We start from the raw sequence: 16,541 nt of genomic DNA, 5'->3' as shown, positions 1-16,541 counted from the left end.
GTGTGTCTGTTTCGCGATTGACCCGGGCACTCTACCCCTCGGCCCGGCCCGAGGAAAGCGCACCGGCCGCCAGGCCTCGTGCCACCTGTTCGCGGCGCCAGACGTCGACCGCCTTGCCGCCGGAGAGTCCCAGCCGCGCGGCCAGCCAGGCCGTGCCGCGGCCCTGGAAGGCCCAGGCGGCGAGCAGCGCCAGCGCCTCGTCGCGCTCGCCACGCACCGCGGCGTCGACGACCAGCGCCTGCACCGCGGGCCGCACCAGCGCCGCCTCGCGGTGCCCATGGGCCATGTCAGCTAGATCACGCCGCGCCTCATCGTCGAGCGGCCGGGACTCGCCCTCTGCCAGCAGCGCCAGCGCTACCGCCGGCTCCAGCTCGCGCAGTTCGAAGGCCAGCAGCGCCGGCAGCAGTGCCTGGAAGCGTCGCGCCAGCCCCTCGGCCAGCGTCCCTCCACCCTCGGCCGCCGGCGCGACCACCATCACGGCGTGCTCGCCGGTGGCCGCCTCGCGGGTCAGGCCGAGGCGCACTACGCGAAAGCCCTGGGCCTGCCAGAAGGCCAGCAGCCCCGGCTCGGCGCCGAAGCTCGCCCCCAGCAGATCGATGCCTGCCTCCCGGGCTGCCTGTCGTTCGGCGGCCAGCAGCCGCCGGCCGAGTCCCCGGCGGCGCCACGCCGGATGCACGGCGATGCGCAGCACTCGGCGCAGCCGACCGGTCAGTGCCTCCCGCGCGCCGGCATGGGCGGCCAGCGACTGCGCCATCAGATGGCCGCGGGGGCGCCGCTCGCCGCGTGCCACCCGCTCGGCCAGCGCGGCATCGAAGCCCCCCTCGTCGGCGGTGACCGCCACCGCCTGGGGGCCTGCGGCGTCGCCGAGGGTGGCGAGCCGCGTGTCCGGGCCGTCCAGCAGGCGCCGCAGGTCGCCAGGCGTGGTGCGATAGTGGGCCTGGACCAGCAGCCCGAACAGTGCCCGCAGGCGCGGCTCGTCACGTGCCAGCGTGCGAGGCGACTCGAGCCGCCACTCGGGCGGTTCCTCGGAGGGCAACGGCGGTTCGGCGTCCAGCATCAGCAGTCGGGAAGTGAGCGCCTCCAGGGGATCGCCCTCGGCCCAGCGAATCGGAGCGGACAGATGATACTCGCGCCATTCGGGGGTCAGGCGCTCGAGGCGCTCGCGGAAGCGCAGCGCGAAGCCGCGCCCGGCGCCCTCGTAGCCGTGCACCGTGGTGGCGAAGGCGATGCGCGGGAAAGCCGCGAGCCACTGGCCGAGCAGCCCGGCGGGAATCGCCGCCGCCTCGTCGACCAGCAGCCAGGCCCCGGCGCCGCCGGCTTCCCCGCGCTCGACCCGGGCGCTGAGCTCGTCCGGCGCCAGGAAGACCACCCGCCCCCCCGCCGCCTCGAAGCGCTGGCCGTAGCGCCGCCCTTCGGGCCGCAGTGTGGCAAGCCGTTCGAAGAGCCCTGATACCGCCGCCGGGCGCGGCGCGGTCACCAGGATCTCGATCTCGTCGGTCTTGCCCTCGCCCCGTCCGCCTCGGGCCAGCAGCCGGGCGCAAGCGATGCCGAGCGCCGCCGTCTTGCCGCGGCCGCGGTCGGCGGTCAGCACCAGCGGCCGGCGTCGGCGCAGCTTGACCAGTCGCGCCACCGCCTCGGCCTGGTCCCGGGTCAGGCACTCGGCGTCGCCCGGCGTAGCCTCGGCCATCGCACCGGGCGGCACGGCCTCGGGCCAGGCGGGTAGGTGGGGCGGCTCCCCCTGGAGCCAGCGGATCGTCTGAGGCGACGCCTCCAACAACCGCCCGAGGCGGGCCAGGTAGTGGGCCGAGAGCTGTTCCGCCCGCCAGGGATGGGCAGCCAGCCGTGCATAGTCGGCGTCGGGGCGCACGCCCCAGTCGGCGGGCGTCAGCAGCACCAGCAGCCCGCCGGCACGCAAGGTGCCCGACAGCGCCCCGAAGGCGTCGGGGTCGAAGCCCGCCCCGGGCGAGACCGCGTCATAGATGATCAGGTCGTGCTCGCCGCCGAGCCGGGTGCGCGCCTTGCCGGCGGGCAGCCAGGCCGCCTCGTCCAGGCGCTCCGGCGGCTCGGGCGACACCCACAGCAACGCCTCTCCCGGCTGGGCATGCCACAGCGCCAGGGCCCGTCGACAGGCGTCCGTGACCTCTCCCGTCAGCCATGCCAGCCCTCGCCAGCGTCGCTCGCCGAGGCGGGCCTGGCAGGCCAGCAGGTCGTCGGGCACACAGGCTTTCATGAGCATCCCCTTGATTTGCTGAACTTTGGTCTAAGGATATGACGTCGTTTCAACGGCGACCCGCCTTTCGGCAGTGCAACATGCCGGTCATACTCTTGTTTTATACATCTGAAATTCAAGGACTTTTCTCGGCTCGCTTGCCATGACGACCGGCGCCATGCGCCATGGCTTAGACGATAGGAGCCCGTCGAACCCGCCACGAGGCCCATGCTAGGTTGAATCTACGGCCGCCTCGCCAGCTAAGGCGGCCAGGATTTTTGCACTGCATCACTTTCGTCACCCGTCTCCACAATCAGAACAAACCGCAGGAGAGAATCGCCATGAAACAGACCCGTTTCGCCCTCACCGGACTCGCCGCCGGTATCGCCCTGGCCGGCCTGGCCACCACCGCCCAGGCCCAGGAATCCTGGACCATGACCACCACCTGGCCGGACAACCTCGACCTGATCCAGATCGACCGCCACTGGGTCGAGCTGGTCAACCAGCTGGCCGGCGACGAGCTGAACATCGAATTCTACGCCGGCGGCACCCTGATGCCCGGCACCGAGGTCTTCGACGCCACCGAGACCGGCAGCATCCAGGCCGCCGGCGATTGGCCCGGCTACTGGGCCGGCCGCAGCCCGGCCTTCTCGCCGCTGGCCACCACCACCAGCCTGTTCAATGGCGTCGACTACCTGAACTGGATCACCCAGTGGGGCGGCTACGACCTCTATCAGGAGGTCTATGGCCAGTTCAACATGGTCTACCTGCCCTACGGCATCACCAACAACGAGTCGGGTTTCCGTGGCGGCACGCCCATCGAGAGCCTGGCCGACCTGGAAGGCAAGCGCCTGCGCCTTTCCGGGCGCGACCAGGGCCGGGTGCTGGAGAAGCTCGGTGGCTCCCAGGTCACCCTGGCCGGCGGCGAGATCTACCAGGCCATCGAGCGCGGCGTGGTCGACGGCGCCGAGTTCTCCACCCCCGGGGTGGACTACAAGGCAGGCTTCTCCGAGGTCGCCGACTACTGGCTGACCCCGGGCTGGCACCAGTCTGCCAGCGTGTTCGGCGTGATGATCAACAAGGATGCCTGGGACGCGCTCTCCGAGGAGACCCAGGAAACCCTCAAGATCGCCGCCCAGGCGAACATGGCCTGGTCGCTGGCCTGGTCCGAGAAGCAGTCCACCGAAGGCACGGCCAAGTTCCTCGAGGATGGCACCACCATCAACCAGCTCTCCGAAGAGGATCTGGCCAAGATCCAGGACATCACCAACGAGGTGATCGTGCAGGGCGCCTGCGAGGATCCGATGCACGCCAAGATCTATCATTCGATGATCAGCTACCTGCAGGACTACGCCCAATGGCGTGACGTCTCGGTGCCCTTCAACATGAGCCGGGTCACCGACAACCTGCCGTCTCTCGAGGATATCGAGGCCTGCATGAACCAGTAAGGTTCACGGCCCGACATCCCTTGCCGGCCGGCGGCGCCCGGCATTGTCTGTAACGTCGGCGAGCGAAGGCTAGACAAGGCGAAAATCAGCGAATGGCCAAAGTTTACAGGCTGTAAATCAGGACCTTGAGCTGATTTTTAACGCCGAATAGCCGAGCGCAGACAAGTTTAGACATTGCCTGGGGCCGTCGGCCTCCGTTGGACCCTAACGAGGCTTTCCGGATGCATGCCATCGCCAAGGCCATCGACGCCCTCAACGAGGGCTTCGGTCGCCTGATCGCCCCGCTGATCGCGATCATCACCGTCGTGGTGGTCTACGACATCGCCATGCGCTTCTTTATCGGCCGGCCCAGCGACTGGGCCTTCGACGTCACCACCATGCTGTTCGGCAGCCACTTCATGCTGATGACGGCCTATGGCCTCAAGCATCACGCCCACGTCGAGGTGGACGTGCTCAAGCGGCTGCTCTCGCGGCGTGGCCGGGCGCTGATCGAGCTGCTCGGCTACCTGCTGTTCTTCACGCCCTTCATCCTGATGTTCATCAGCTATAGCTGGAGCTTCTTCGAGCGCTCCTGGAGCCGCAGCGAATCCACCTACGGCATCGTCTCGATCCCGGTCTATCCGGTGAAGGCGGTGCTGGTCGTCGCCGGCGTACTGGTGCTGCTGCAGGCCATCGCCATCGTGATTCGCACCGTCGGCGAACTGACCGCTGGCCCGACATCATCGGAGGACGCTCCATGAGCCCGGAAACGCTCACCCTGTTCATGTTCGGCGGCCTGCTGGTCGGGCTGTTCATGGGCCATCCGCTGGCCTTCGTGCTGGGCGGCACCGCGGTGCTCGGCGCCTGGTTCGGCCCTGGCCCCCAGGTGCTCGGCATCATCATCAACAACATCTACGGCCGGGCCATGGACAACTACGTGCTGGTGGCCATCCCGCTGTTCATTCTCATGGCGCGCTTCCTCAACGACTCCGGCGTCACCGAGCGAATGTTCGAGAGCATGCGTCTGCTGCTCGGCCGCGTGCGCGGCGGCCTGGCGCTGACCGTGGTCATCGTCTCGGTGCTGCTGGCCGCCACCACCGGCATCGTCGGCGCCTCGATCGCGGTGATGGGGTTGATCGCCCTGGCGCCGATGCTCAAGTACGGCTACCACAAGGGCCTGTCGGCCGGGGTGATCATGGCCAGCGGCTGCCTGGGCATCCTGATCCCGCCGAGCATCATGCTGATCCTGATGGCCAGCTATTCGCCGGTCTCGGTGGGCGCGCTGTTCGCCGGCGCGCTGGTGCCCGGCCTGCTGCTGGGCGTGCTCTACGCTGGCTACGTGCTGCTGATCTGCCTGATCAAGCCCAGCTACGGCCCGCCGGTGGCAGCCGAGGAACGCGCCGACCTGACCACCGGCGAGCTGGTCAAGCGGCTGGCCAAGTTCGTGCTGCCGCCGATGAGCCTGATCCTCGGCGTGCTGGGCGCGCTGTTCACCGGCATCGCCACCGCCACCGAGGCCTCGGCGATCGGCGTGACCCTGGCCTTCGTGCTGTTCCTGATCTTCGGTGATCGCAAGATCAGGACCTGCTATCGCACCTTCATCGAGGCCGGCAAGACCACCACCATGGTGATGTTCGTGCTGGTCGGCGCCACCGCCTTCACCGGTGTGTTCTCGATCGGTGGCGGCATGGACGTGATCAGCGATCTGGTGATGGCCATGCCCGGCGGCACCACCGGCGCGCTGATCCTGATGTTCCTGCTGGTGTTCGTGCTGGGCATGTTCCTCGACTGGACCGGCATCGTGCTGCTGAGCTTCCCGATCATGCTGCCGATCGTCGAGGCCATGGGCGTCGACCTGCTGTGGTTCGTGGTGATGGTGGCGGTGGTGCTGCAGACCTCCTTCCTGACCCCGCCGTTCGGCTATGCGCTGTTCTATCTCAAGGGCGTGGCGCCGCCGGAGGTCGAGACGCTGGACCTCTACAAGGCGGTGATCCCGTTCTGCGCGCTGATCCTGCTGGCTTGCCTGCTGATGGCGGTGTTCCCGGCGCTGGTGACCGGACTGCCGGCGCTGTGGCTGGGCTACTGACGCGCCGCTGACGCTCACCGCCCTCGCCTGACCCGCCCGCGACGCCCGGCCTTCCGGGGGCGTCGCGGGCACGGCGGCCGGCTGCAGTTCCGCCGGCCAGCTGATACTATTCTCACCCGCCAGCCCATCGCATCTGGCCGGTGTCGGCCCCATCACCGGAAGGAGATCCCGCTTGTCCAGCCCCATCAGCCATCGGCCCCCCTCGTCCGCCCGCCGGCTGACGCTGCGCCTCGATGCCTGGAGCGTCATGACCCTGGTCATCGCTGCCGTCGTGGCCCTGCCGGTGATCGTGGTGCTCGCCCATATCGTCATGCCCGCCGGCGGCGTCTGGCAGCACCTGGCCAGCACCGTGCTGGGCCGCTACCTGGCCAACACCCTGTTCCTGGTCGTGACCGTGGGGCTCGGCACCTTCGTGATCGGCACCGGCACGGCCTGGCTGGTGGTGATGTGCCGCTTTCCCGGACGGCGGCTGTTCGAGTGGGCCCTGCTGCTGCCGCTGGCGGTCCCTACCTACGTGATCGCCTACGCCTATACCGATTTCCTGCAGTACGCCGGCCCGCTGCAGAGCGCCCTTCGCGAGACCTTCGGCTGGGACCGCGGCGACTACTGGTTCCCCGACATCCGCTCGCTGGGCGGTGCTGCGACCCTGATCACCCTGGTGCTCTATCCCTACGTCTACATGCTGGCCCGGGCCAGCTTCCTCGAGCAGTCGGTGTGCGTGCTCGATGTCGGCCGCACCCTGGGCCGCGGCCCCTGGCGACTGTTCACCAGCGTGGCGATTCCGCTAGCGCGCCCGGCCATCGTCGGCGGCGTATCGCTGGCGCTGATGGAGACCCTCAACGAGTTCGGCGCGGTGCAGTACTTCGGCGTCGACACCTTCACCACCGGGATCTATCGCACCTGGTTCGGCCTCGGCGAGCAGGTCGCGGCCGCCCAGCTGGCGGCCTGCCTGCTGGCCTTCGTGATCGTCTTCGTGCTGCTCGAGCGCTGGTCGCGGGGCAAGCGTCGCTACTTCCACACCACCGGCCGCTACCAGCAGCTTCCCGAGTTCCGGTTGGGCGGCGTGCGTGCGCTGGCGGCCACCCTGGCCTGCCTCGCGCCGGTGCTGGTCGGCTTCCTGATCCCCAGCGGCCTGCTGGGTTACCTGTCGGTCAAGGGCGGGGATGCGCTGTTCGGCGCCCAATTCCTGGAGTTCGCCGGCAACAGCCTGATACTGGCCGCCCTGGCGGCAGCGGTGGCGGTAGGCCTGGCGCTGGTGCTCAGCTACGGGGCGCGGCTCAACCCGGGCCCGGTGACCCGCACCGCCACTCGGGTGGCCGCCCTGGGCTATGCGGTACCCGGCTCGGTAGTCGCGGTGGGCATCCTGATTCCCTTCGCCTGGCTGGACGACACGCTCAACGGTTTCCTCAAGGCCCACTACGGGGTGATCGCCGGGCTGATCTTCAGCGGTTCGGCCTTCATCCTGATCTACGCCTACGTGGTGCGCTTCCTGGCGGTGTCGTTCAACGCCCTGGAGGCGAGCCTCGGCAAGGTGACGCCGAGCATGGACGCGGCCGCCCGTACCCTGGGGCAGACCGCCGGCGGCACGTTGCGCAAGGTGCATACCCCGATCATGCGCGGCAGCCTGCTGGCCGCCGGCATCCTGGTGTTCGTCGACGTGATGAAGGAGCTGCCGGCGACCATCATCCTGCGCCCCTTCGACTTCGACACGCTGGCGGTGCGGGCCCACAACCTGGCCGCCGACGAGCGCCTGGCCGAGGCCTCCACCGCCTCGCTGACCATCGTCGCGGTGGGCATCATTCCGGTGATCCTGCTCAGCCTGGCGATGCGCGGCTCACGCCCCGGCAGCCGCGGGAAAGACGAACACCTGTGAGGTCTCCAGCCGGATCGTCACCGGCTGGCCTTCCTCGGGCAGGAACACGCCGGGGACCCGGGCATGCAGGTGGGATTCGCGGCCGCCGCCGGAATGGGCACAGATATGCAGCAGGCTGGTGCGGCCCAGCAGCTTGGCCATGATCACGTGGCTGTGGTGGTCCGCCGGCGGCTCCTCCAGGGCCACCACCCGCAGCGCCTCGGGCCGGATCATCACCCGCGCCCGGCTGCCCTCGGACAGCCCCGGGGCCAGTACCTCGCCCACCGGCGTATCGACGCGCCCCTGGCGCACCACGCCCTCGAGCTCGTTGACCTCGCCGAAGAAGTTCACCACGAAGGGATCCGCCGGCGCGCAGTAGAGCTCGCGCGGGGTGCCCATCTGCACGATGTGGCCGTCGCGCATCAGCGCAATGCGATCGGCCATGAACATCGCCTCCTCCGGGTCGTGGGTCACCAGCAGGGCGCCGGCGCCGACCTTCTTGAGCACGTGCAGGGTATCGTCGCGGATGCGATCGCGTAGCCGGGCGTCGAGGCTCGAGAACGGCTCGTCGAGCAGCATCAGCTGCGGCGACGGTGCCAGGGCGCGGGCCAGCGCCACGCGCTGCTGCTGGCCGCCGGAGAGCATGTGCGGATAGCTCTCGGCATAGTGCCCCATGCCCAGTTGCTCGAGCAGTTCCAGGGCGCGCCGGCGTCGCTCCCGGGCAGGCAGCGCCTCTAGGCCGAAGGCCACGTTCTGCACCACGGAGAGGTGCGGGAACAGCGCCGAATCCTGGAAGGCCAGGCCGACGTTGCGCTTCTCCGGCGGCACGTGAGACTTGCCGGGTCGACCGACGGGCAGGCCGTTGAGGTCCACCCGCCCCTGCTGGAGCACCTCGAGGCCGGCGACGATGCGCAGCAGCGTGGTCTTGCCGCAGCCCGAAGGGCCGAGCAGGCAAACCACCTCGCCCGGGCGCACCTCGAGGCCGACATCCTCCACCGCCAGGTGGTGGCCGTAGCGGTGGCGGATATTGTGCATGGCGAGCACCGGAGCCTGCTCCGGAACGGCGTCTGGCAAGGAAGATAGCGGCGCGTGGCTGGTCATAGGCAAGGATCGGTTCAGCCGAGAGAAAGCGGAGCGTCCATGGTAACGCGAAACCTTCGTCTTTTCGTCGCCATTTCGCCGCGGGCCTCCCCGAGGCCGACGCTCCGCGGTTGACGTCCTGGCGCCCAGGCGCTTCAATGACGGCCGAATAATGCAACGTATTATCATTCGAGATCATAGCCGATCACACGCCCACGAGGTAACCGATGACCCCGCACAGCCGTCTCGTCATGCCCCTCGCCGCCCTGCTGGCCGGTGCCGCCTTCGCCACCCAGGCCGCAGCAGAGGAAGTGAACATCTACTCGGCGCGCCACTATGACACCGATCAGGCGCTCTACGATGCCTTCACCGAGGAAACCGGCATCGAGGTCAACGTCCTCGAGGGCGGGTCCGACCAGCTGATCCAGCGCATCGAACGCGAGGGCCAGGCGAGCCCCGCCGACGTGATGATGACCGTGGACGCCGGCCGGCTATGGCGCGCCGAGCAGGAAGACATCTTCGCAAGCGTCGATTCCGAGCTGCTCGACGAGCGGCTGCCCGAGAACATGCACCATCCCGAAGGCAAGTGGTTCGGTTTCAGCCAGCGCGTGCGGGCAATCTTCTACAATCCCGAAGAGGTCGGCGCCGACGAGCTGAAGACCTACGAGGACCTGGCCGACCCGCGCTTCAAGGGCGAGATCTGCATCCGCTCCTCCAACAACATCTATAACCAGTCGCTGCTGGCCTCGATGATCGCCCACCATGGCAAGGACGGCGCCGAGCAGTGGGCCCAGGGCGTGGTCGACAACATGGCCCGCGACCCGGAAGGCGGCGACATCGACCAGATCCTCGGCGTGGCCAGCGGCGAGTGCGATATCGCGGTCGGCAACCACTACTACTACGTGCGCATGCTGAAGTCCGACGACGAGGCCACGCGCGAGGCCGCCGAGAAGGTGCAGATCCTGTTCCCCAACCAGGACGGCCGCGGCGCCCACATCAATATCGGCGGTGCCGGCATGGTCAAGGGAGCCCCGCATCCGGAGAACGCGGTGCGTTTCCTGGAGTTCCTGGCCTCCGACGAGGCTCAGGCGATCTTCGCCACCGGCAACCACGAGTTCCCGGTGGTCGACGGCGTGGCCATCGACGACGTGCTGGCCTCCTGGGGCGACTTCAAGCGCGACGACCTGAACGTCAGCGTGCTGGGCGAGAACAACCCCGAGGCGGTGAGGATCTTCGATCGCGTCGGCTGGCGATAAGCCCTTACTCCACACCAAGACCAAGACGAGAGGCCCGCGGCACTGCCGCGGGCCTCATTCGTTCGTTGTCGGGTCGACGAGACGCCGTATGGGCGAGCGCATTGGGTCGCCAGGCAAGGCGCCGCGACGAGGCATAGCAGCGCTATGGCGAGGAGTGGCAACGCGGCATGGCGGCTCCAAAGAGCCGCCAGAATTCTACAGTCAACCTCCGATACAGGACACTAGTGAGGGATCATCAGCGCCACCCCCGACACCAGCGCAAACAGCAACACCCCCTGGCGCAGTCGCCGGGCATCGAGGCGCTGGTGCATGACCCGGCTGGCCACGCTGCCGACCAGCAGCGGCGGCAGCAGGTAGAGCGCCCAGCGCAGCTGCTCCACGCCGACCTTGCCCGCCGAGGCCAGGATCACCAGCGACACCAGTTCGCCGATCAGGAAGCAGCAGGCGATGGTCGAGCGCAGCTCCGGGCCGGGACGATGCTGGTAGAGCAGCGCCAGCGGCGGGCCGCCGACGCCGGTGGCGGTCTCGGTCACCCCGGTGATCAGCCCCACCGAGACGCAGGCGCCCGGCCGGGGCCGGAACACCGGCGCGAACAGCGCGGCCAGCACCGCCAGCACCGTCGAGGCGCCGATCAGCTGGTTGAGCCCGTTGGTGCTCATCACCACCAGGATCCACAGCCCCAGGAAGGTCCCCGGCAGGCGACCCACGCCGATCCAGGCGCTACCCCGCCAGTCGATGGCCTCCCGCTCGCGCAGCGCTACGTAGAGATTGAGCGGCAGCATCAGCACCAGCAGCGCCACCGGCAGCAGGTCCGGCCGCAGCAGCCCCATCACCGGGGCGACGATCAGCGCGAAGCCGATGCCGATCGCCCCCTGCATGAAGGCGGCGACGGCCGTGGCCACGGCAAGGACGACATAGACGACGGGATCACTCATGGGACCCTCCCGCCTCCATCCCAGACTGCGTCGCCATGACCCGCTGGCGATGGGCCGCCGAGGTCGGATGCACCCGCTGGATCGGCGCGTTGGCCACCGCGGCGCCGGCCGCCTCGCGCACCTCGGCGAGCAGCGCGCGGGCGTCCCAGTCCACCGGCCAGCCCTGCCACAGCCGCAGCCGCCCGTTGGTGAACACCGCCTCGATCTGGTCGCGGTTGGCGTAGCGCACCAGCTCCCAGGGCCGATCCCAGGACGGCGTCATCTCGGGAACGTCGAGGTCCACCAGCAGGAAGTCGGCGGCCAGCCCCGGGGCGATCGCCCCGGTGACGTCGCCGAGCCCTGCCGCCTCGGCGCCGGCGCGGGTGGCGTGGTCGAGCCACAGCCAGCCGCCGCCGCAGGAGGAGTCGCCGCTGGCCAGCCCGAAGGCCAGGCGCTGGCTGGTCTCGGCGGCGTCGAGCAGGCGGAAGGCATCGCTGCGCGTGCCGTCGCTGCCGAGCCCGAAGCGGATGCCCTGGGCGGCCATGTGCAGCGCCGGTGCCACGGCGTTACCCTTCCAACTGCTGGCCACCGGGTTGAAGGCCACCGCGGTGTCGGTATCGCGCAGCAGGTTGAGCTCTCCGGGGGTCACCAGGGTGGCGTGGGCGACCAGCGTCTGCGGTCCCAGGGCGCCGGCGGCGTGGAGGTGCTCCAGCGGGCGCTGGCGACGCGCCACCAGCGAGCGCTCCACGGCCTGCAGGTGCTCGTTGACGTGGGTCTGGAAGATGGCCCCGCCTTCGGCGCACAGCGCCGCGGCGTCGTGCAGCATGGCGTCGCTGGCCACCTCGGGAATCGACACCGCCAGCGAGGGATGCACCAGGCCATGGCCCGACCAGCGCGCCAGGTGGCGCTCGGCATCGCGGCGGATCTCGGCAGCGTCCCGCTGACTTCCCAGATCGTTGCAGATGTAGCCCAGCACGCAGCGCAGCCCGCTCTGCTCGGCGGCATCGGCGATGCCGTCGAGCTCCGAGGCGGCGCGAGTGCCGGCATCCACCGCGGTGGTAAAGCCGCCGCGCAGCGCCTCCAGGGCAGCGAGCCGGGCGGAGAGTCGCACCAGTCGCTCGTCCAGGCTGCCTTCCAGCGGCACCCAGATGCGCTTGAAGATCTCGGAGGGCTCGCCGAACACCAGCGACTTGCCGAGCGACTGGGTCAAGTGATGGTGAGTGTCGACGAAGCCCGGCATCAGCAGCTTGCCGGGCAGCTCGATGGGCGCGAGCTCGGGGTGGCGGGCCAGCAGGTCGCGGCGCTCGCCGATCTCGGCGAAGCGGCCGTCGGCGACCAGTACCGCCTGGTCGCGCAGGCAGCCCTCCGCCAGCAGCACCTCCTCGGGCAGCAGCAGCAGCGTCTCGTCGGCGAAGTCGGCCGGGGCCAGCGGGGCGGTGGAATACGAGGTCGACGACATGGATTACTTTCCTTTGATCTCTTGACGGGGCAGCGCCGCGCCCACGGGGGCATCGTGTCGGCGGCCGAGGTGATGAAACAGCAGGTTGACCAGCACGGCGGTGAGGGTGCCCATGGCCAGGCCGTTGCCGAGCAGGATCTGCAGGTGCTGGGGGAAGGCGCTGTAGAAGCCGGGCACCAGGATCGGCAGCAGTCCCATGGCCAGCGCCGAGGCCAGGGTGAACATGTTGCCGTGCTCGTCGAAGTCGACCCGGCGCAGGATGTTGATCCCCATCACGCCGATGATGGCGAAGACGATCACCGCGGTACCCGCCACCACGGCGGTAGGCAGCAGCGACGCCAGCCGCCCGAGCGGCGCGAACAGGCCGAGCAACACCAGGATCAGCCCGGCGGCGACGGTGACGTAGCGCGAGCGCACCCCGGTGGCGCGCACGATGCCGATGTTCTCGCCGCTGGTGATGATCAGCGAGGTGCCGAAGCAGCCGCCGACGAGCGAGCCGAGGGCGTCGGCGCGGATGTTGCGCGGCACCAGGGCGCGGGCATCGCCGCGCTTCTCGACGATCTCGGCGGTGGCCAGGGTCTGGCCGGTGGCCTCGGTCATCGACACCACGCTGAAGATGATCAGCGGCAGCGAGGCGAACAGGTCGAACTTGGGCCAGCCGAACGGGAACAGCGCCGGGAAGGCCACCACCGGGCCGGAGAGCACGCCGTCGAACGACATCATCCCGCATACGGCGGCCAGGGTGGCGCCGAACAGCAGCCCCAGCATCACCGCGATGCGCTGCAGCACGCCACGAAACAGCCGCGCGCTGAGCACCACGGCGGTCATGGTCGCCAGCGCCAGGGCGATGCTCGGCAGGTTGGCGAAGTCCGGCGTGCCGCGCTGGCCGGCGATCAGCCCACCGAAGATCCGCACCAGGTTGACCGCCACCAGCAGCAGCATGGTGCCGATGACGATCGGCGGGAAGAACCGTAGCACCCTGGTGAAGAACGGCAGCGCCAGGAAGTAGAACACGCCGGTGAGGATCACCGCGCCGGTGGCCGTCTGCAGGTCGGTGGTCTGGGCGATGGTCAGGAAGATCACCAGCGGCGCCCCGCCCGGCACCTGCACGAAGGGCAGGCGCGCGCCGATGCCGAAGGGGCCGAAGGACTGCAGCAGCGTGCCCAGGCCGCAGACCAGGAAGGTGGCGCTCATCAGCGCGACCATGACCTCGTCGTCGAAGCCCATCGCCTGGCCGACCAGGAAGACGGCGGTGATCGGTGCGGCGGCCATCACCAGCACGTGCTGGACGCCGAACAGCAGCATCTGGGGCAGCGGCAGTCGCCGGTCGACCGGCTCGGACTCGCGCGAGCCGAGCGGCTCGGGAGAAATGCTCATGGGGGACATCCTCGATTGTTGTTGTGGACGTGTCCCCAAGCTAGCGCCGGCCAACTGTACTGGTCCATAATAATGTTTCGCTCATATCGTTGCCAAAAAGGCAACGGTCGACGCCAAGGGAGAGACCATGCAGCTGCTGCTGACCGGGTTACGCTACTTCGAGGAGGTCGCCCGCCAGGGTTCTCTGCGCAAGGCGGCGGAGCGCCTGCACGTCGCCGCCTCGGCGGTGAACCGGCAGATTCTCAAGCTGGAGGACGAACTGGGGGTACCACTGTTCGAACGGCTGCCGCGTGGCCTGCGGCTGTCGCCGGCGGGAGAGCTGATGCTGGCCCAGATTCGCCAGTGGCAGCGCGACGAGCGCCAACTGCTGGAAACCCTCGGCGACATTCGCGGCACCGGCTGTGCCGAGATCCGCATCGCCACCGTCGAGTCGCTCACCGACCAGGTGCTGCCGGAGCTGCTGGGCCAATTCAGCGAGCGCTTCCCGAGGGTTCGCTTCGCGCTGCACACGGGACTCACCGAGGAAATCCTCGAGCGTGTGGCCACCGGCGAGGCCGACATCGGCATCTGCATGAACCCGCCGCCAACGCGGCGCATCCGCTTCATCGAGTCGGTCGCGCTGCAGTTCGGCGTCGCCATGGCGCCCTCCCACCCCCTGGCCGACGCCCGCGAGGTGCGGCTGTCTGACTGTCGGGACTACCCGGCCATTCTGCCGGACGCCGGGATGTTTCGCGGCTCGACCCTGGAACGGGCCCTGGCGACGTCCGACGTGGAGCTGACACCGCTGGCCGGCTGCAACCGCATCCTGGCGATCAAGTCGCTGGCCCGGGCGGGGCTCGGCGTGGCCTTTCTCAACGCCCTCGACGTGGCCCGGGAATTGGCCCACGGCGAGCTGGTATTCCGCCCGCTACGCGACCCGCGCGTCGACGCCGCGCGGCTGGTGCTGTGCAGCGCCGCCGAACGCTCGCTGCCGATGGCCGCCGCGGTATTGGTGGAGTCGCTGAGCCAGGCACTGCGCGACCTGGCCCCTCACGACTGAGGCAGCCAGGTCTGCGAACCGACGAGGCCCGCGGCGATGCCGCGGGCCTCTCTCGGAAGCGTCGGGGATGGGGCGCTCAGCCGTCGTCGGACAGGGGGGCGGCATCACCGGCATTGCGGAACACGCCCAGGGTGCCCATACGCTGCCCGCGATCGTTGAGGAAGCTTTCGAGCACCACCACCGGCTCACTGTCCTGGCGGGTGAACTCAAGCCGATCCGGCGCGGTGCGCGCCGATCGCCAGCCTTCGCCCAGGCATTGGGCCAACTCCTCGCCTCCCGCCATGAGAGCACCGCGCGGATCGGCGGACACCAGTCGCCCGAAGCACAGGTAATGATCGGGCCGCCGGGACGCGGTGATCACGCAGGCATCATGGAAGGCCTGGGTGTCGGTCTTCCAGGTTCGCGTCAATGGAGTCGTCTCCAGGCGGCCCTTGAGATCGGCGAAGCCCGTCCCGGCGTTCGCAACCGCACGGTTCAAGGCCTCGCAGTCGAAGCGCTCGGCCGTCGTCTCGGTCGACTGGTTCGCGCAGCCGCCCAGCAGGGCCATTCCCGCCCCCAACAGCCACATCCTTGCCATTGCTGCCATCCCCATCTCCTTTTTCCACCATGGCACCGCGTGAACGGCTGCCTTCCTGAACGTCCCCCACACGATAGCACCGGCTCGCGACGCCGGCCTCAATCCGGCAGCTGGATATCGAAGCGACGCTCCAGGGCGCGTCGCCCCGTCGAGGTCAGCCGGAGAGCTCTGCCATCGAGCTCGCGCCTCACCCAGGCCCGGCCGATGGCATGGTCCAGCAAGGCCGCCCCCAGGGCGCCCGCCAGGTGCGGGCGACGCATGCTCCAGTCCATGCAGGGACGGGCGAAGCGACGGCGCCGGGCGCGCACTGCCCGCACGTCCACCCCCATGTCATGGAAGACGCGCTCCCCCTCTTCGCTCAGCCGATAGTCGCTCACCGCCTCCGCGGCGGGGATCAGCCAGCCGGCCCCCAGGCAGGCATCGTGTAGCGCCACCGCCAGCTCGCCGGCCATATGGTCGTAGCAGGTGCGCGCAAAGCACAGCCGACGCGGCGTGTTGGGGGCAAAGGAAGCGCTATCGCTCTGCCCGATCACCATCAATCCCTCCAGCGCCTCGGCGACTCTCGGGTCTTCCAGCGCATAGTAGCGATGACGCCCCTGGGGGTATCGCCGCACCAGGGCCAGCTCGGCGAGGCGCGCCAGATGCGCGCTGGCCGTCGGCGGGCCGACCTCGGCGATGGCCGCAAGCTCGGTACTGGTTCGCGCATGGCCATCCATGAGCGCGCACAGCATCCGGGCCCTGGCGGGTTCGGCGATCGCCGCCGCCACCCGGGACATCGCGAGGTCCGTGACTGCCATATTTCGCTCCCGATCGAATCAACGCTCGTGCCGGGCGCCGATACTGGCTCGTGTCGACTGTCGGCCCGGGCAGCACGCCAGGGTCACCGCCTTTTCCACCCATGAAGGAGCCAGCATGATCGCCGTCATCTTCGAAGCCCAACCCCATGCGTCGCAACGCCAGCACTACATGGACATCGCCGCCGAGCTCAAGCCGCTGCTGGACGACGTGGAGGGATTCATCTCCATCGAGCGCTTCCAGAGCCTGGCCGACCCCGATCGACTGCTGTCACTGTCGTTCTGGCGCGACGAGGCAGCCGTGGCCGAGTGGCGCCGCCTGGAAGCCCACCGCGCGGCCCAGCACGCGGGACGCCGCTCGGTGTTCGCCGACTACCGGCTGCGTATCGCCCGGGTCGAGCGCGACTACGGCCTGCACGACCGCGCCCAGGCCCCCGCGGACAGCCGCGAGGCTCACGAATAGCCGCGAGG

At 69.2% G+C, this 16,541-nt stretch carries 14 protein-coding genes; 7 read left to right on the top strand and 7 right to left on the bottom strand.

The window, feature by feature from the left end; genetic code table 11:
• Nucleotides 1–31: 31 nt before the first annotated feature.
• Nucleotides 32–2,230: a tRNA(Met) cytidine acetyltransferase TmcA gene (locus tag FHR96_RS16200; protein ID WP_246392991.1), complete on the bottom strand. Its 2,199-nt coding sequence runs from the start codon at nucleotides 2,228–2,230 to the stop codon at nucleotides 32–34.
• A gap of 320 nt (nucleotides 2,231–2,550) precedes the next feature.
• Here FHR96_RS16200 and dctP point away from each other — a divergent pair, with 320 nt between their 5' ends.
• The 4 genes from dctP (at nucleotide 2,551) to FHR96_RS16180 (ending at nucleotide 7,595) form a co-directional block, all read left to right on the top strand.
• Complete coding sequence (dctP, locus tag FHR96_RS16195; RefSeq protein ID WP_183388765.1) at nucleotides 2,551–3,657, top strand: TRAP transporter substrate-binding protein DctP; 1,107 nt, start codon at nucleotides 2,551–2,553, stop codon at nucleotides 3,655–3,657.
• A 221-nt stretch (nucleotides 3,658–3,878) separates the two neighbouring features.
• The gene (locus tag FHR96_RS16190; protein WP_183388764.1) at nucleotides 3,879–4,397 is read left to right on the top strand and encodes a TRAP transporter small permease subunit; all 519 of its coding nucleotides are present in this window, start codon (nucleotides 3,879–3,881) and stop codon (nucleotides 4,395–4,397) included.
• Nucleotides 4,394–5,722: a TRAP transporter large permease gene (locus tag FHR96_RS16185; protein WP_183388763.1), complete on the top strand. Its 1,329-nt coding sequence runs from the start codon at nucleotides 4,394–4,396 to the stop codon at nucleotides 5,720–5,722. The genes FHR96_RS16190 and FHR96_RS16185 overlap by 4 nt, the downstream gene beginning before the upstream one ends.
• 247 nt (nucleotides 5,723–5,969) lie before the next feature.
• Complete coding sequence (locus FHR96_RS16180; RefSeq protein ID WP_246392993.1) at nucleotides 5,970–7,595, top strand: ABC transporter permease; 1,626 nt, start codon at nucleotides 5,970–5,972, stop codon at nucleotides 7,593–7,595.
• Here the strand turns inward: FHR96_RS16180 and FHR96_RS16175 are convergent.
• Nucleotides 7,557–8,609 carry an ABC transporter ATP-binding protein gene (locus FHR96_RS16175; RefSeq protein WP_379685232.1) on the bottom strand — a complete coding sequence of 351 codons (1,053 nt, stop codon included), beginning with the start codon at nucleotides 8,607–8,609 and terminating at the stop codon, nucleotides 7,557–7,559. The genes FHR96_RS16180 and FHR96_RS16175 overlap by 39 nt on opposite strands.
• Nucleotides 8,610–8,881: 272 nt before the next feature.
• Here FHR96_RS16175 and FHR96_RS16170 point away from each other — a divergent pair, with 272 nt between their 5' ends.
• Nucleotides 8,882–9,910: a Fe(3+) ABC transporter substrate-binding protein gene (locus tag FHR96_RS16170; protein WP_183388761.1), complete on the top strand. Its 1,029-nt coding sequence runs from the start codon at nucleotides 8,882–8,884 to the stop codon at nucleotides 9,908–9,910.
• Between the two features lie 221 nt (nucleotides 9,911–10,131).
• On the opposite strand, the gene FHR96_RS16165 is transcribed toward FHR96_RS16170, so the two are convergent.
• The 3 genes from FHR96_RS16165 to FHR96_RS16155 are packed head-to-tail and all read right to left on the bottom strand — an operon-like array spanning nucleotide 10,132 to nucleotide 13,660.
• Complete coding sequence (locus tag FHR96_RS16165; protein ID WP_183388760.1) at nucleotides 10,132–10,845, bottom strand: sulfite exporter TauE/SafE family protein; 714 nt, start codon at nucleotides 10,843–10,845, stop codon at nucleotides 10,132–10,134.
• Nucleotides 10,838–12,283, bottom strand: a complete 1,446-nt coding sequence (locus FHR96_RS16160) for an amidohydrolase family protein (protein WP_183388759.1) — start codon at nucleotides 12,281–12,283, stop codon at nucleotides 10,838–10,840. Before FHR96_RS16160 ends, FHR96_RS16165 begins: the two co-directional genes overlap by 8 nt.
• Before the next feature lie 3 nt (nucleotides 12,284–12,286).
• Complete coding sequence (locus FHR96_RS16155) at nucleotides 12,287–13,660, bottom strand: uracil-xanthine permease family protein (protein WP_183388758.1); 1,374 nt, start codon at nucleotides 13,658–13,660, stop codon at nucleotides 12,287–12,289.
• 127 nt (nucleotides 13,661–13,787) lie between these two features.
• Between FHR96_RS16155 and FHR96_RS16150 the strand changes: the two genes are divergently transcribed.
• The gene (locus FHR96_RS16150) at nucleotides 13,788–14,699 is read left to right on the top strand and encodes a LysR family transcriptional regulator (protein ID WP_183388757.1); all 912 of its coding nucleotides are present in this window, start codon (nucleotides 13,788–13,790) and stop codon (nucleotides 14,697–14,699) included.
• A gap of 76 nt (nucleotides 14,700–14,775) precedes the next feature.
• Here the strand turns inward: FHR96_RS16150 and FHR96_RS16145 are convergent, their stop codons facing one another.
• Together FHR96_RS16145 and FHR96_RS16140 are read right to left on the bottom strand one after the other, a co-directional pair.
• Nucleotides 14,776–15,285: a hypothetical protein gene (locus FHR96_RS16145; RefSeq protein WP_183388756.1), complete on the bottom strand. Its 510-nt coding sequence runs from the start codon at nucleotides 15,283–15,285 to the stop codon at nucleotides 14,776–14,778.
• Nucleotides 15,286–15,374: 89 nt separating this feature from the next.
• Nucleotides 15,375–16,073, bottom strand: a complete 699-nt coding sequence (locus tag FHR96_RS16140; protein WP_183388755.1) for an ArsR/SmtB family transcription factor — start codon at nucleotides 16,071–16,073, stop codon at nucleotides 15,375–15,377.
• A gap of 115 nt (nucleotides 16,074–16,188) precedes the next feature.
• On the opposite strand from FHR96_RS16140, the gene FHR96_RS16135 reads away from it, so the two are divergent.
• On the top strand, nucleotides 16,189–16,533 hold the full coding sequence (locus FHR96_RS16135; protein WP_183388754.1) for an antibiotic biosynthesis monooxygenase family protein: 345 nt from the start codon (nucleotides 16,189–16,191) through the stop codon (nucleotides 16,531–16,533).
• The last annotated feature ends 8 nt before the right edge of the window (nucleotides 16,534–16,541 follow it).

This window comes from Halomonas organivorans, assembly GCF_014192055.1.
Classification (GTDB): domain Bacteria; phylum Pseudomonadota; class Gammaproteobacteria; order Pseudomonadales; family Halomonadaceae; genus Halomonas; species Halomonas organivorans.
This window is presented reverse-complemented; position numbering and strand designations above follow the sequence as displayed.

What these genes read in the sequence shown, in the direction of transcription:
- FHR96_RS16175 (WP_379685232.1), bottom strand. Translation starts at nt 8,609, where the DNA reads ATGCACAATATCCGCCACCGCTACGGCCACCACCTGGCGGTGGAGGAT.
- FHR96_RS16185 (WP_183388763.1), top strand. Translation starts at nt 4,394, where the DNA reads ATGAGCCCGGAAACGCTCACCCTGTTCATGTTCGGCGGCCTGCTGGTC.
- FHR96_RS16150 (WP_183388757.1), top strand. Translation starts at nt 13,788, where the DNA reads ATGCAGCTGCTGCTGACCGGGTTACGCTACTTCGAGGAGGTCGCCCGC.
- dctP (WP_183388765.1), top strand. Translation starts at nt 2,551, where the DNA reads ATGAAACAGACCCGTTTCGCCCTCACCGGACTCGCCGCCGGTATCGCC.
- FHR96_RS16200 (WP_246392991.1), bottom strand. Translation starts at nt 2,230, where the DNA reads ATGAAAGCCTGTGTGCCCGACGACCTGCTGGCCTGCCAGGCCCGCCTC.
- FHR96_RS16160 (WP_183388759.1), bottom strand. Translation starts at nt 12,283, where the DNA reads ATGTCGTCGACCTCGTATTCCACCGCCCCGCTGGCCCCGGCCGACTTC.
- FHR96_RS16155 (WP_183388758.1), bottom strand. Translation starts at nt 13,660, where the DNA reads ATGAGCATTTCTCCCGAGCCGCTCGGCTCGCGCGAGTCCGAGCCGGTC.
- FHR96_RS16190 (WP_183388764.1), top strand. Translation starts at nt 3,879, where the DNA reads ATGCATGCCATCGCCAAGGCCATCGACGCCCTCAACGAGGGCTTCGGT.
- FHR96_RS16165 (WP_183388760.1), bottom strand. Translation starts at nt 10,845, where the DNA reads ATGAGTGATCCCGTCGTCTATGTCGTCCTTGCCGTGGCCACGGCCGTC.
- FHR96_RS16145 (WP_183388756.1), bottom strand. Translation starts at nt 15,285, where the DNA reads ATGGCAGCAATGGCAAGGATGTGGCTGTTGGGGGCGGGAATGGCCCTG.
- FHR96_RS16135 (WP_183388754.1), top strand. Translation starts at nt 16,189, where the DNA reads ATGATCGCCGTCATCTTCGAAGCCCAACCCCATGCGTCGCAACGCCAG.
- FHR96_RS16170 (WP_183388761.1), top strand. Translation starts at nt 8,882, where the DNA reads ATGACCCCGCACAGCCGTCTCGTCATGCCCCTCGCCGCCCTGCTGGCC.
- FHR96_RS16180 (WP_246392993.1), top strand. Translation starts at nt 5,970, where the DNA reads ATGACCCTGGTCATCGCTGCCGTCGTGGCCCTGCCGGTGATCGTGGTG.
- FHR96_RS16140 (WP_183388755.1), bottom strand. Translation starts at nt 16,073, where the DNA reads ATGGCAGTCACGGACCTCGCGATGTCCCGGGTGGCGGCGGCGATCGCC.